Origin of the sequence: Ureibacillus sp. FSL K6-0786 (assembly GCF_037965165.1) — a bacterium.
GTDB classification, from domain to species: domain Bacteria; phylum Bacillota; class Bacilli; order Bacillales_A; family Planococcaceae; genus Ureibacillus; species Ureibacillus thermosphaericus.
The window spans coordinates 199,084-212,604 of the sequence record NZ_CP150191.1; the positions used below are offsets into that span (position 1 = coordinate 199,084).

10 protein-coding genes are annotated in these 13,521 nt (G+C 37.2%); 6 read left to right on the forward strand and 4 right to left on the reverse strand.

Annotated features, from left to right (window positions below; translation table 11 throughout):
- Positions 1 to 3: 3 nt before the first annotated feature.
- Entirely contained in the window at positions 4 to 2,175 is a 2,172-nt protein-coding gene (locus NSQ18_RS01035; RefSeq protein WP_016839134.1) for a type IA DNA topoisomerase, read from the reverse strand.
- A 166-nt stretch (positions 2,176 to 2,341) separates the two neighbouring features.
- Here NSQ18_RS01035 and NSQ18_RS01040 point away from each other — a divergent pair, with 166 nt between their 5' ends.
- Complete coding sequence (locus NSQ18_RS01040) at positions 2,342 to 2,740, forward strand: hypothetical protein (RefSeq protein ID WP_016839135.1); 399 nt, start codon at positions 2,342 to 2,344, stop codon at positions 2,738 to 2,740.
- A gap of 747 nt (positions 2,741 to 3,487) precedes the next feature.
- Here the strand turns inward: NSQ18_RS01040 and aspA are convergent.
- A complete protein-coding gene (gene aspA / locus NSQ18_RS01045; protein ID WP_016839137.1) occupies positions 3,488 to 4,894 on the reverse strand; it encodes an aspartate ammonia-lyase in 1,407 nt (468 codons plus the stop codon).
- A gap of 254 nt (positions 4,895 to 5,148) precedes the next feature.
- Between aspA and NSQ18_RS01050 the strand changes: the two genes are divergently transcribed.
- Complete coding sequence (locus tag NSQ18_RS01050) at positions 5,149 to 6,030, forward strand: DMT family transporter (RefSeq protein WP_339288648.1); 882 nt, start codon at positions 5,149 to 5,151, stop codon at positions 6,028 to 6,030.
- A gap of 210 nt (positions 6,031 to 6,240) precedes the next feature.
- Here NSQ18_RS01050 and NSQ18_RS01055 read toward each other — a convergent pair whose 3' ends face one another.
- Positions 6,241 to 7,359, reverse strand: coding sequence for a conserved virulence factor C family protein (locus NSQ18_RS01055; protein WP_339288649.1), 1,119 nt, complete (start codon positions 7,357 to 7,359; stop codon positions 6,241 to 6,243).
- A gap of 15 nt (positions 7,360 to 7,374) precedes the next feature.
- Complete coding sequence (locus NSQ18_RS01060; protein WP_339288651.1) at positions 7,375 to 9,264, reverse strand: ABC-F family ATP-binding cassette domain-containing protein; 1,890 nt, start codon at positions 9,262 to 9,264, stop codon at positions 7,375 to 7,377.
- A 396-nt stretch (positions 9,265 to 9,660) separates the two neighbouring features.
- Between NSQ18_RS01060 and qoxA the strand changes: the two genes are divergently transcribed.
- Genes qoxA through qoxD form a run of 4 tightly spaced genes read left to right on the forward strand, consistent with a single transcriptional unit; the run spans position 9,661 to position 13,425 of the window.
- Complete coding sequence (gene qoxA, locus NSQ18_RS01065) at positions 9,661 to 10,551, forward strand: cytochrome aa3 quinol oxidase subunit II (RefSeq protein WP_016839141.1); 891 nt, start codon at positions 9,661 to 9,663, stop codon at positions 10,549 to 10,551.
- Positions 10,552 to 10,599: 48 nt separating this feature from the next.
- Positions 10,600 to 12,549, forward strand: a complete 1,950-nt coding sequence (qoxB, locus tag NSQ18_RS01070) for a cytochrome aa3 quinol oxidase subunit I (RefSeq protein WP_016839142.1) — start codon at positions 10,600 to 10,602, stop codon at positions 12,547 to 12,549.
- A complete protein-coding gene (gene qoxC / locus NSQ18_RS01075; RefSeq protein WP_096550877.1) occupies positions 12,546 to 13,142 on the forward strand; it encodes a cytochrome aa3 quinol oxidase subunit III in 597 nt (198 codons plus the stop codon). The genes qoxB and qoxC overlap by 4 nt, the downstream gene beginning before the upstream one ends.
- 1 nt (position 13,143) lies before the next feature.
- Complete coding sequence (qoxD, locus tag NSQ18_RS01080; RefSeq protein WP_016839144.1) at positions 13,144 to 13,425, forward strand: cytochrome aa3 quinol oxidase subunit IV; 282 nt, start codon at positions 13,144 to 13,146, stop codon at positions 13,423 to 13,425.
- The last annotated feature ends 96 nt before the right edge of the window (positions 13,426 to 13,521 follow it).

Sequence of the window (13,521 nt, forward strand, 5' to 3'; positions counted from 1 at the left end):
TCCTTACTTTCCTCGCTCTATGTTGTTGGAAAATTCCATCTTCCAACTGAAATATTCTTCTTCAGGATTTTTTTCATAACGCAACATTGCATCAAACTTATTCCCTTTTTTGCTTGTGAGACCTTTCACTAACACATTCCCTTCTCTCAACAACTGCTTCACCATCGTTTTCGTCGGTTTCTTTTTCATGGAAGCCAGGAATTTATCATTTTTCCAAATGACAAATTTACATCCATTTTTCCAATTGCTGCAACCAAATCCTTTTTGCCCTTCAATGACCGCATGACCACAAACTGGGCATTTCCCTAACACTTCAAAGGTTTTCTTCTTTTTCTCCACTTCATTTAAAATCACATCTTCATCTTGTTGAATTGTATGTACAGCTTTTTTCGTAAAGTCAAAAATAAATTGTAAAAATCGTTCCCGCTGAAATTTTTGTTTTTCAATATCCGATAACGTTTTTTCTAATCGGCCTGTAAACTCTAAATCAAACAATTCTTTGATTGGAAATGTTTCAACAATTCGCTTCCCTAGCTCTGTGCAAATTAGATATTTATTTTTCGTTGTAATGTACCCAATTGATTTCAACTTTTTGATTGTTTCTGCTCTTGTTGCCGGCGTGCCGATGCTAAAACCGCTTAAAATGGTCGCCATCATTTCATCGCTTTCTTCCAGCTCTTCTCCCTTCCCTTTTCCGCACGTTTCCATCACCTTCAATAACGTTTTTTCCGTATGATGTTTCGGCGGCTTAGTAACATGAGAGGTCAGTTCATGGTCCTTGATTGTCACTAGCTCATGAAGGGTTACATTTGGAAGAATCATATCTTTTGACTCAATTTGTTCTACTTTTCTCCACCCTTCTACAATTTGAACTCTGCCTTTTGAAATAAACTCTCCTTTGATTTCGTTCACTTTCGTTATGATTTTAGTTTCTTCATGTTCAGCCACAGGCATAAATTGCATTAGAAAACGATTTTTAATCGCTTCATAAACGATTTTCTCATCATTCGATAAACGGGCAGGCTTCACATACGTCGGGATAATGGCGCTATGGCTTTCGACCTTTGAGTTGTCAAATACACGTTTCTTTTTAGCAAAAACGATTTCATCTTCATAAGGTAAGCCTTTTTTTACAATTTGAAGAACCTTCATTGCTTTATCCACTAAACTTTCTTCCAATACGACGCTAGCTGTACGTGGATAGGTAATATATTTCTTTTCATAAAGGGATTGGGCAACTTTCAGCACTTTATCGGAAGTCCAACCTTTATATTTGCTCGTAATATACCCTTGCAAGTTTGTCAAATTGAATAAGTAAGGAGGATATTCTCTCTTTTTCTCTACGGTCTTTTCGATAATTTGTGCTTGATGATTCGCTAATGCTTTTTGAATGTTTTCTAATTCATCTCTATTCTTAAACTTTTCCTCTCCATTTACGTGATACGTTCCTTTATACACTTCCCCATTTTGGGTTTGAAAGGACGCTTCGAGTTTGAAATAATCTTCAGGTTTGAATTGTTCGATTTCTTTATCTCGATCATAAATTATTTTTAATGTAGGTAATAAAACTCTTCCGATGTTTAAAGCACTGCCTGATCCTTTCTGATATTTTAACGTTGCAACAGATGTCAAATTAATGCCAATCACCCAATCCGCCCATTGCCGACTAATTCCTGCATCCAACAGCGGTCTCATTTCCGTATTTGGTTTTAATTGTTTAAGACCTTTCAACACTTCTTCCTTCGTCCATTCATTTTGCAACATTCGATACACAGGCTTATTCGTTTTCAAATTATATATAATTGTATCGCCAATTAGTTGCCCTTCCCGATCATAGTCGCAGGCAGAAATAATCATTTCCACGTCAGGGCGGTTCATTAACTGTTGGATAATTTCCAGCTGCTTTTTTGCCCCAAAGTCTTCTTTCTCTTTATTTTTAGGATCTGTTTTCACTTTGTATTGAAATTTTTGTGGGATGAAAGGAAAGTACTCCATTCTCCATTTCGTCATTTTTGGATCATAATCTTTCGCATCATACAATTCAAGAAGGTGTCCGAAAGCCCACGTAATAATGTATCCGTTCCCTTCAAAATATCCTTCTTTTTTTGTTTTTATGTTTAACGCATCTGCAATATTTTTCGCAACGGATGGTTTTTCTGTTAATATTAATTTCATTTTTTACAATCACCTTGTGTTGACTAGTTTTAATTATAATTATAATGTTATTTTCTTTGATTAGAATGTATTGAGTTAACCAGAAATAGTATAATATGAAATTTTATAGAAAATAGTATTTGATATTGATATAATGTCATTACAAAGGTAGGGGGAGTTTATTGCCATGCAAAATGTTTCAAAACGAACGATTTTATGGATTGTACCTATACTCATCCTTTTTATTTTTTGGTATATGTATAAACCAACGGATGGTGCTGAATATATATCCTATATTAAAACACAAACTTCTAGTAGTAGCCCTTCGTTAAACTATGAAGATGCTTTGAACAAAACTTGCGAAAATGAAGAGTGGATTTATTTTAAAACGAACAATCGCCAACATGTTGTAGAGTTTAAAGGAGTTTGTCCTGTTGATGGACAAGAAAAGGCGGATATCAACTTGCAATTTATTGTGGAGAAAGATTTATCGGACTTTAAAGTTGGAGCAATGTTATTGAAAGGCGAGCAACAAACTCCTGAAAAGCGGGATGCGTTTTTAAATGAAGTTCTATCAAGTCAATGATTCATCAGAGCGAATGAAGTAAATTCGCTCTGTTTTTTTATTTTAGGGATATTGACTAATGGCTCACCTTAGCATTTGCTGGTAATTTTCATCGATCTGCTATTCTCTTCCTAATTTTGGATTTTATTGAGTTTGCTGATGCCTTTTTCTTCCATTGACTATTATCTTGCCGAGTTTGACTATTATCCTTGATTGATTGACTATTATCTTCTTGATTTTGACTAATATGGAATTTCGCTAAGCCCCTTTTTCTTCCGTTGGCTATTATGTTCCCAAGTTTGACTATTATCCTTGCATGGTTGACTATTATCCTCTTGATTTTGACTATTATCGTATCGGACGAGGCACCTTTTTCTTCCATTGGCTATTATCTTGCCGAGTTTGACTATTATCCTTGCATGGTTGACTATTATCTTCTTGATTTTGACTATTATCGTATCGGGCGAGGCAACTTTTTCTTCCGTTGGCTATTATGTTCCCAAGTTTGACTATTATCCTTGCTTGATTGACTATTATCTTCTTGATTTTGACTAATATGGAATTTCGCTAAGCCCCTTTTTCTTCCGATGGCTATTATCTGCCCGAGTTTGACTATTATCCTTACTTGATTGACTATTATCTCCACGATTTTGGCTATTATCGAACATTGCAGATTTCGATTACACTTCATCAAGATGAGCATGTTGTAACTCAAAAAATAAAAGGCAAAGAGCACCTCAATAGTACCCTTCGCCTAAAAAAGTAGCATTATTTTCTTCCAGCAATTCCCGGATGTGTCATTTCATATGGATTTAAGATTTCATTTAACTGTTCTTCTGTTAATACGCCATACTTAATGCAAAGTTCACGGATGGATTCCCCTGTAAGATATGCTTCACGTGCTAATTTTGCAGCTGTTTCATAGCCTACATGTGGGTTAATTGCAGTGATGATTCCAATGCTTTTCTCAACATATTCTTTCATGCGTTCTTCATTTGCCTTAATACCTTTTAAGCAGTTTTCTGTAAAGGATTTAAAGACATTAGTCATAATCGAAATCGATTGAATTAAATTGAAGAATAACACAGGTTCCATCACATTTAATTCAAATTGGCCTGCTTCAGAAGCAGATGTAATTGTTAAATCATTACCGAACACTTGGAATGCCACTTGGTTCATCACTTCTGGCATAACAGGATTCACTTTACCAGGCATGATAGAAGATCCAGGTTGTCGAGCAGGAAGAACGATTTCTGATAAGCCTGCGCGTGGTCCAGATGCCATTAAGCGTAAATCATTGGCAATTTTAGACATGTTGATCATGCAAACTTTTAATGCAGAAGAAACTTCTGTATAGCAGTCTGTATTTTGAGTTGCGTCCACTAAATGTTGTGCACTTCTTAATGGATGTCCGCTGAATTTTGCTAAATGTTCTGTTACGATGCTTATATATTCAGGATCTGCATTTAAGCCAGTGCCGACTGCTGTTGCACCCATGTTGATGTCGTATAAATTGTTTCTCGTATTGGCAATACGTTCAATATCGCGGGCAATTACACGAGCATATGCTTCAAACTCTTGTCCTAATAAAATAGGAACAGCGTCTTGCAAGTGCGTTCTTCCCATTTTAATAACGCCAGCGAATTCATCTGCTTTTTTCATGAATTCTTGTTGCATGTATTTTGTAGTTTCAATTAATTGATTTAATAAACTTAACACAGCAATATGCGTTGCAGTAGGGAAAGCATCGTTTGTTGATTGAGACATATTTACATGGGAGTTTGGACTAATTTTTGAATAGTTTCCTTTTTCCTCTCCCATTAATTCTAATGCGCGGTTAGCAATCACTTCATTTGCATTCATATTAATGGAAGTTCCTGCCCCGCCTTGAATTGGGTCAACAATAAATTGATCATTCCATTTTCCTTCAATCACTTCGTCAGCAGCTTTTACGATATATTGCCCAACTTCTTTATCGAGTAAGCCAACTTCCATGTTTGCTAATGCGGCTGATTTTTTTACAATCCCTAGTGATTTAATTAATTCTGGATGAATACGATAACCTGTAATTGGAAAATTTTCCGTTGCCCGAATTGTTTGTACGCCATAATAAGCGTCTTTCGGAATCTCCTTTTCTCCTAAAAAGTCTTTCTCAATACGAACATCGGTATTCATAATAAAAACAATCTCCTTTTCTTTCTATCGAAGCTCTAAGCAAACGTTTACATTGTCGAACTTGTATTAGAGTTTCTTTATTAAATCCTACACTATTCTATCATAGAAAAATATAAAAAGAGCCCTGTTTCCTAATAATATTTTGTAATAGTATTGCCAAATTCACATAAATGTTATTTAATAGATTCTATATTGTTTTATTTCAGAGTTTTCGGAAAATTATAGGATATTAATATAGTTTTGAGGGAAGTCAAATGAATGTATCTGCTATGATTAAACTGTCAGTTAGTATGGCCATTTTTGGTTCCATCGGTTTATTTACAGTGAATACAGGGATTCCTGCTGTAGAGCTCGTATTTGTTCGTTGTATCTGTGCAACTTTATTTTTAGGTGGACTATGGTTGATAACCGGAGGACATAAGACAGAAGTTTGGGATCGAAAAGAAGTATTACAAACTCTATTTTGCGGAATATTCCTCGTATTGAATTGGGTGTTTTTATTTAAGGCATTTGAAGAAATGTCCATTTCCGTAGCCATTTCTATTTATAACTTAGCACCCATTTTCGTTGTGATGTTAGGTGCGGTATTATTGAAAGAACACATTACGATTGGGAATATTCTTGCCATTATCATCTGTTTTGTTGGCTCTGTTTTTATTGTTGGAATGGAACATTTACATTCCATTGAAGCTTTTATGAATTCTGGATTTATATGGGCCATGTTATCCGCCATTTGCTATGCGTTGACGATGTTTTTAAGTAAGACGCTAAATGGATTATCACCTTATGCAACGACATTTGTACAAACAGCTTTGGGCATACTCATTTTGTTGCCAATGTGCGATTTTACGGTGTTTCATGGTTTAACAAGCACAAACATAATGTTTATAGTGGGAACAGGTATTATTCATACTGGTTTTGTTTACTATTTATTCTTTGACAGTATTCGTAAATTGCCGACAATCATTGTTTCTGTTTTAACTTTCCTTGACCCAGTTGTAGCAATTTTACTCGATATGGTGATTCTTGATTTTAGACCAAGCCTCTTGCAGACTCTTGGTATTTTGTTAATTTTTGGTGGAATCTCATATACAGTATTAAAGCCTAGAAAATATACACAGGAGAAGTTAGCGTAATAAAAAATTTTCTTCTTTCTTTTTATTGACGATTAAGTTTCTCTTTGATGATATGAAACATTCCCTGTTTATCGAATATTAAATTCACTAACTTGAAAAGTATTTTGGAAATATCAAAACACATAGATAAAAGGCTGCCTGGAAAGTAACGACTTGTTAGGCAGCCATTTTTACATTGCAAAGAGCACAAAACTTACCCTACTTTTATACTCAGTTATTATTTCTCTCCGTCATTTGCTTCCAGACGGATCCTTTTGCTTCTTCACCTTGCTCGATTCGTGCAATAGCCATCTTTACTTGGAGCTTCACCTCAAATTCCGGATCATTTTCCGCATCCCTTAATGCAGGAAGACTCCGTTCCGTTCCAGATTCATATAAAAACATAGCTGCACGCCAGCGGACAAGTTTATTTTTATCTTTTAACGCTTCCATCATGGCCGGTTCAAATTCTACAAATCCAAGATCGCTCATGCAATCTCCTGCAGTACGGCGAACCGCGGCGCTTTTATCTTTCAATGCACGAACAAGAAGCGGCACAACTGCCTTATCTTCAATCATGCCTAAATACACTGTTGCGAGTCTCCGAATGGACATCTGTTCATCTTCCAAAGCTTTTTCCAATAATGGAAGATCATCCAAATCCGGATCCGGAATTTGATCTAGCATTTGGAAACGTTCCTTCCAATCCTCCACCTCAAACTCTTCCACCGTAATTTTCTTTCTTTTTACGGTTTCTTGTTTTTTTGCATTTGCTGCTTCCACTATGCGGGCAATCCGTTCATCTGGATATGTTGCTTCAATTTCTTTTAAGACGCTTTGCGCAATTTCTTCTTTATCTCCATAGCGAATGCCAAAATCTGCCCACTTACGTTCGAAAATATAGTTTTCGTCTGTCTTGTCAACTTTAATTTGATGAAACGCATTCACAAACCGCTCACCAGTTGAAATCCGATGTTCACCGGAAGAATCAAACACTTTAATTTGAAGCGGCAATCCTCTAAACATTTGAACGTGGACAAAAACTTCTCCATAATGATCCACAGCTTGTTCCTTTTGTTCCACCTCTTCTGTTTGATCACCAAGCGCATTGCGAACTTGGGATAAAATCGTTTCCCATTGATATTTTGCATTCCGCTCAACCGCTAAAAAATCTAATACGCGATAAACACCCTTAACTCCTTCAATTTTCAAGATTTCTTGGATTTCACTTGGCGCTTCTTCTATATTTTCTTTCGTATAATTAAAGCTTTTGCCAAAAGGCAACTCCTCATCCACTACCACTTTCATTGAATTGGGACTCGGTGTTGGCTCAATCGTTACTATTTTCAATATTCTTCCCTCCATTTAATTTCCGTTCACAATTCCATCTAAATACGTCCATCTTTCAATCAATCGTTCATATTCAGCATTTAGTTCGTTTAATTTATCTGTATATTCCTGTAGTTTCACATAATCCGATCCACAGCCTGCCATTAGTTCTTCCGTTTCCGCTATTGCCTCTTCCACTTGTGCAATTGTTTCTTCAATTGTTTCCCACTCTTTTTGTTCTTTATAAGTTAATTTTTTCTTTTCATTTTTTGGCTTCTCTTGCTTTGGTTTTTCTTGTTTTTCTGCTTTTATCTCCAGCTTTTCAGCTTCGGATTTCTTCGCTAAATATTCTGTGTATAAATCCAAGCTTTCCTCTACATTCCCTTTACCATCTAAAATCCATAACTTTTTCGCAATTCGGTCTAAGAAGAAACGGTCGTGGGAAATGGTAATCACAACACCTGGGAAATGTTCAATAAAATCTTCCAATACTCCAAGTGTTTCAATATCTAAATCATTTGTCGGCTCGTCCAATAACAATACATTTGGCTGTTCCATCAATAATCTTAATAAATGCAGTCGTTTCCGCTCACCGCCTGATAACTTCCCAATCGGTGTACCGTGTGTATGTAATGGGAATAAAAATCTTTCCAACATTTGGGCAGCTGAATAACGAACCCCTTCCGAGTCGGTAATGTCGTTCGAAGCCTCGCGAATATATTCAATCATTCGCTGATTTTCATTCATTTTTGGAAGCATTTGATGAAAATAGGCTATCTTAACGGTAGGTCCAACAATGACTTCTCCTGCATCTGGCTGAATTTCCCCTGCCAATATCTTTAATAAAGTCGATTTTCCATATCCATTAGCACCAACAATGCCGATGCGATCCCCTTGTTGAATCAGAAAATTAAAGTCTTTTAATATCGTTCGCTCCCCAAACGATTTGGATAAATGGACGCCTTCTAAAACCTTTTTCCCTAATCGGGTAGTCGATAGCGACAGTTCAAGTTTTGCTTCTTCTTTATGCCGTTCAATTTGCTTGTCTAATTCTTCAAAGCGCTGAATTCTTGCTTTTTGTTTCGTCGTTCTTGCTTTCGCACCGCGGCGTATCCATTTCAACTCATTGCGGTAACGATTGCGTAATTTTTCTTGCGTTGCCTGTCTATTTTCTTCCCGAATTGCTCGCGCTTCTAAGAAATCCGCATAGTTGCCGTTATGGCGATAAAGGGTTTGATCCGCGAGTTCATAAATATGAGTGGCAATTTCATCTAAAAAATAGCGGTCATGGGTGATAAAAATAACGGCTCCTTTTAAGCGAAGTATCATTTCTTGCAGCCATTCCGTTGATTCTGCATCAAGATGGTTCGTCGGCTCATCCAATAAATAAAGATCCGCCGGTTCAATTAAAACCTTCGCTAAAGCCACACGCTTTTGCTGCCCACCTGATAAATTCGAAACATGCTCATCAAACAAATTAATGCCCAGTTTCGTTAAAGCTTGTTTTGCGAGAGCATTAACATCCCAAGCTTTTTCAGCGTCCATTCGCTGCTGCAGTTGGAATAATTGGTTTTGAAGCGCTTCTGATTCAGGCTGAATGGCGAGTTTTGATACGACTTCTTCATACTCTCTATTTAATTGCAAAATGGGAGAGTTTCCTGAAAAGACAGCTTGCAGAACGGTAAGTCCTTCTTCAAATACAGGTTTTTGTGGCAAGTAGGCAATTCGATATTTGTTTGGATGATCCATTTCGATGGAATCGGCTTCTTGTTCGCCAGCTAAAATGGAAAGTAAAGTTGACTTCCCAGTACCATTAATTCCGATCAGACCTGCCCGCTCTCCTTCATAAATGGTAAATTCAACGTTTTTAAATAGTGTTTTATCTCCAACGGTTTTTGTTAAATTCGAAACAATTAAATGACTCATCGTATTCCATCTCTTTCAATATAAACTTCTATTCATTCTATCATTTATTATATAGAAATTTTTATCTCCTTGCATTCTTCAGTATCTTATCAAACTGTTCCACACTGGAAGATTTATTTTCTTCTATTTTTATTTAATCTTCGCTCTCAAAATTATTTTTCTAAAATAATATTATACTTATAATGCCTGAATACAGATTTATTGTAAAATTTGGATAAGCTTTGGATAATTATCGACAAAATCTAAAACAATTCATGTCTATTTTGTGAATTTTACACTATAGCCATAGTGAAAACGATGTTAAATTTCTTATTTTGATATAGAATTAACTCAAAGTGAATTGAAAGGAAATCGAAAATCGATTTTCTATTAGAACGTTGAAAGGAGTACATCCATATGAAACGAACTCTGCTGTTATCTCTCCCAATGCTTCTTGTCTTCCTCGCAGGTTGTGAACCTTTATTAGTGTTAGACCCAAAAGGACCTCAAGCAGCACGTCAAGCAAGTGACATTATGATTTCCATCGGGATTATGGCATTTATTGTAATCGTTGTCATGGTTTTATTAGTTTACATGCTTGTTAAATATAGAGCTTCGAAACTACCGGAAGATTACGAACCTCCTCACATTGAGGGTAGTCCTTTGATTGAAGGACTCTTTATTGGTATTCCAATCATTATTGTGGCCGTTCTTTCGTTTATTTCAGTGAAAAGTAACTACATTGTAGAAGCAACTCCACAAGGTTATGAAGATCAAGAACCATTAATCATTTACGCTTCATCTTCCAACTGGAAATGGCACTTTAGTTACCCTGAACAAGATATTGAAACGGTGAACTACTTATATATACCAACGAATCGACCTATTGAGTTTAAACTTTATTCTTACGGACCTATTACAAGTTTCTGGATTCCACAATTAGGTGGTCAAAAATATGCGATGGCTGACATGGTGACAACACTTCATTTAGCTGCGGATACACCAGGAGAATATATGGGACGTAACGCTAACTTCAGTGGTAAAGGTTTTGCTGAAAATACATTCACTGTAACAGCCATGAATCAAGCAAAATTTGACGAATGGGTGGAAGAAGTTCATGCCAATGCTGAACCATTAACTGAAGAAACTTTTAATAAATTATTAGAACCTGGTCATCTTGGAAGAATGACGTTTACCGGAACACACCTTGGATTCAATCCACCTCCAGAACATGACCACGGTGCAGATGAAGGAACGGAGCTTGAACATACAGAGCACGAAATGCATGCTGAGCATTCACACGAATAAACGTAAATCTAGTAATTTACGTAATAAACTTTGAGAGGAGAAAAATCCATGGAATTTTTTGAACGATTTGCTGTGCCGCATCCAAGCCCAGCAATCTATGCATCTATGGTAGCGATTGTTGTTGTCTCCCTAGCCATTGTCGTTGGTTTAACATATTTTAGAAAATGGGGGTACCTGTGGCGAGAATGGCTTACGACTGTGGACCATAAAAAAATCGGGATTATGTATTTAATCTCCGCAATTTTGATGTTGTTCCGTGGTGGAGCTGACGCGATTATGATGCGTGCACAGCTCTCCATGCCGGAAAATCAATTATTGGATGCGCAACATTATAATGAAATTTTTACAACGCACGGTGTAGTCATGATCATCTTTATGGCAATGCCTTTCATCTTTGCCTTCATGAACATCGTCGTTCCATTGCAAATTGGAGCTCGTGACGTTGCCTTTCCAAGACTTAACGCTATCAGCTTTTGGCTTTTCTTCTTTGGAGCGATGTTATTTAATATTTCGTTCGTTGTCGGTGGTTCACCAGATGCAGGATGGACGTCTTACTTCCCACTTGCTGGAACGGAATTTAGTGAATCTGTCGGAACGAACTATTATATGATTGCTATTCAGATTTCGGGTATTGGATCCTTAATGACTGGTATCAACATGATTACTACGATCTTAAAAATGCGTGCTCCAGGAATGTCGCTGATGAAAATGCCAATGTTTACATGGGCTACATTTATGGCTTGTGTCATTATCATCTTTGCGTTCCCAGTATTAACAATTGCGTTATTAATGGGTACAACAGACCGCTTATTTGCGACAAACTTCTTTACTTCTACAAATGGCGGTATGGACATGCTTTGGGCAAACTTCTTCTGGGTCTGGGGACACCCGGAAGTATATATCTTAATCTTACCAGCCTTTGGTCTTTACAGTGAGATTATTTCTACTTTTTCTGGACGAAACCTTTACGGATATAAATCAATGGTAGGATCAATGGTGATTATCTCCCTGCTTTCATTCCTAGTTTGGACGCACCACTTCTTTACGATGGGTCAAGGTGCTTTAACAAACAGTATCTTCTCCATTTCAACAATGGCCATTGCGGTGCCTACTGGAGTGAAAATCTTTAACTGGCTGCTTACGATGTGGAAAGGGAAAATTCGCTTTACTGTTCCAATGCTGTACTCAGTAGGATTCATTCCACTATTTACAATCGGTGGGGTTACTGGGGTTATGCTTGCGATGTCAGCAGCGGACTATCAATATCACAATACAATGTTCTTAGTCGCTCACTTCCATAATACAATCATACCTGGTGTCGTATTTGCGATGTTAGCTGGCTTACATTACTACTGGCCAAAAATGTTCGGCTTTATGTTAAATGAACGCATTGGTAAATGGGCTTTCTGGTTCTTATCAATCGGATTCGTCCTTGCCTTCTTCCCAATGTACATTACAGGTTTAGACGGACAAGCACGCCGTATGTATACGTATTCAGAAGCGACAGGTTTCGGTCCTTTAAACTTTGTTGCATTCATCGGTGCAGGTTTAATGACAATTGCCTTCTGCATTATCGTCTATAACATTTTATATAGTATTAAAAATTCTCCAAGAAATGTTGGGGATGACCCATGGAACGCTCGTACATTGGAGTGGGCAACGCACAACCCAGTACCAGAATACAACTTCGCACGCACTCCACATGTAGCATCGAGTGAAGCATTATGGGATGTGAAGAAAAATGGACATGAATTATTTAAAGGTGACATTGAAAAAATCCACATGCCAAATAATAGTGGTGTCCCATTTATTATGGGTGTGATTTTCTTTATCGCTGGATTCTCCTTCGTATTTGCATTGTGGGTTCCTGCAGTCATAGCGCTAATCGGTATTTTCGCATGTATGGTGCTTCGTTCCTTTGAAAAAGATGATGGACGCTATATTTCAGTGGAAGAAATTAAAGCAACGGAAAGCACATATGGAGGTGCTAATTCATGAAAATCGATCACACGCAGCCTCTTGAATATGGTACACACCAAAACCAATTGAATATTTTAGGTTTCTGGATTTTCCTTGGTGCGGAAATCATGCTGTTTGCAACACTTTTTACAGCCTACTTCATCATGGAACATCGAACAGGAAATGGACCAACTGGACCGGAAATCTTCGAAATTTCACCAGTGCTTATTGAAACGTTTGTATTGCTCACAAGTAGTTTCACCATTGGCCTTGCTGTTCATGCAATGAGAATCGGACGTAAAAAGGCCATGTTAGCATTTTTAGGTATTACCCTATTACTTGGTCTAGGGTTCCTTTCAGTAGAAATCTTTGAATTTATGCATTACTACCATGTTGGTGCAACTTATCAAACAAGCGGATTTACTGCTGCACTCTTGACAACGCTCGGTACCCATGGTGCCCACGTTACCCTCGGATTGTTCTGGGGACTTAGCATCATCATTCAGGTGGCAAAAGACGGCATAAATGCACGAACAGCCAATAAATCCTTTATCTTCTCTCTCTACTGGCATTTCCTAGATGTTGTCTGGATTTTCATTTTCAGCTTCATCTACTTGAAAGGAATGATGTAATATGAAAGAATTATTTCCTGCAAAACAAGTCGGCGGCTATATCTTTTCATTAGTGTTAACGATTATTGCTCTGCTTGTATATTTTCTGGATTTTACTTTCCCAATAGCAATGTCAATCCTACTTGTCACAGCTTTTGTCCAAGCAACAGTGCAATTAGTGCTATTTATGCACGCAGGTGAAACGGAAGACGGTAAAGCGATTTATACAAATGTGCTTTACGGAATTATTATCGCAGTCGTTACAATAATTGGTTCATTATTGATTTTAATTTGGGATATGTAATGGACATGGAAAAAGAGGTTGGGACATAAGTATTTTTCAACCTCAAAAATAAGGGGTGAGTTGTTTGAAACAGCTCACCCTTTTACAATTTCATCC

What these genes read in the sequence shown, in the direction of transcription:
- NSQ18_RS01035 (WP_016839134.1), bottom strand. Translation starts at nt 2,175, where the DNA reads ATGAAATTAATATTAACAGAAAAACCATCCGTTGCGAAAAATATTGCA.
- NSQ18_RS01040 (WP_016839135.1), top strand. Translation starts at nt 2,342, where the DNA reads ATGCAAAATGTTTCAAAACGAACGATTTTATGGATTGTACCTATACTC.
- aspA (WP_016839137.1), bottom strand. Translation starts at nt 4,894, where the DNA reads ATGAATACCGATGTTCGTATTGAGAAAGACTTTTTAGGAGAAAAGGAG.
- NSQ18_RS01050 (WP_339288648.1), top strand. Translation starts at nt 5,149, where the DNA reads ATGAATGTATCTGCTATGATTAAACTGTCAGTTAGTATGGCCATTTTT.
- NSQ18_RS01060 (WP_339288651.1), bottom strand. Translation starts at nt 9,264, where the DNA reads ATGAGTCATTTAATTGTTTCGAATTTAACAAAAACCGTTGGAGATAAA.
- qoxA (WP_016839141.1), top strand. Translation starts at nt 9,661, where the DNA reads ATGAAACGAACTCTGCTGTTATCTCTCCCAATGCTTCTTGTCTTCCTC.
- qoxB (WP_016839142.1), top strand. Translation starts at nt 10,600, where the DNA reads ATGGAATTTTTTGAACGATTTGCTGTGCCGCATCCAAGCCCAGCAATC.
- qoxC (WP_096550877.1), top strand. Translation starts at nt 12,546, where the DNA reads ATGAAAATCGATCACACGCAGCCTCTTGAATATGGTACACACCAAAAC.
- qoxD (WP_016839144.1), top strand. Translation starts at nt 13,144, where the DNA reads ATGAAAGAATTATTTCCTGCAAAACAAGTCGGCGGCTATATCTTTTCA.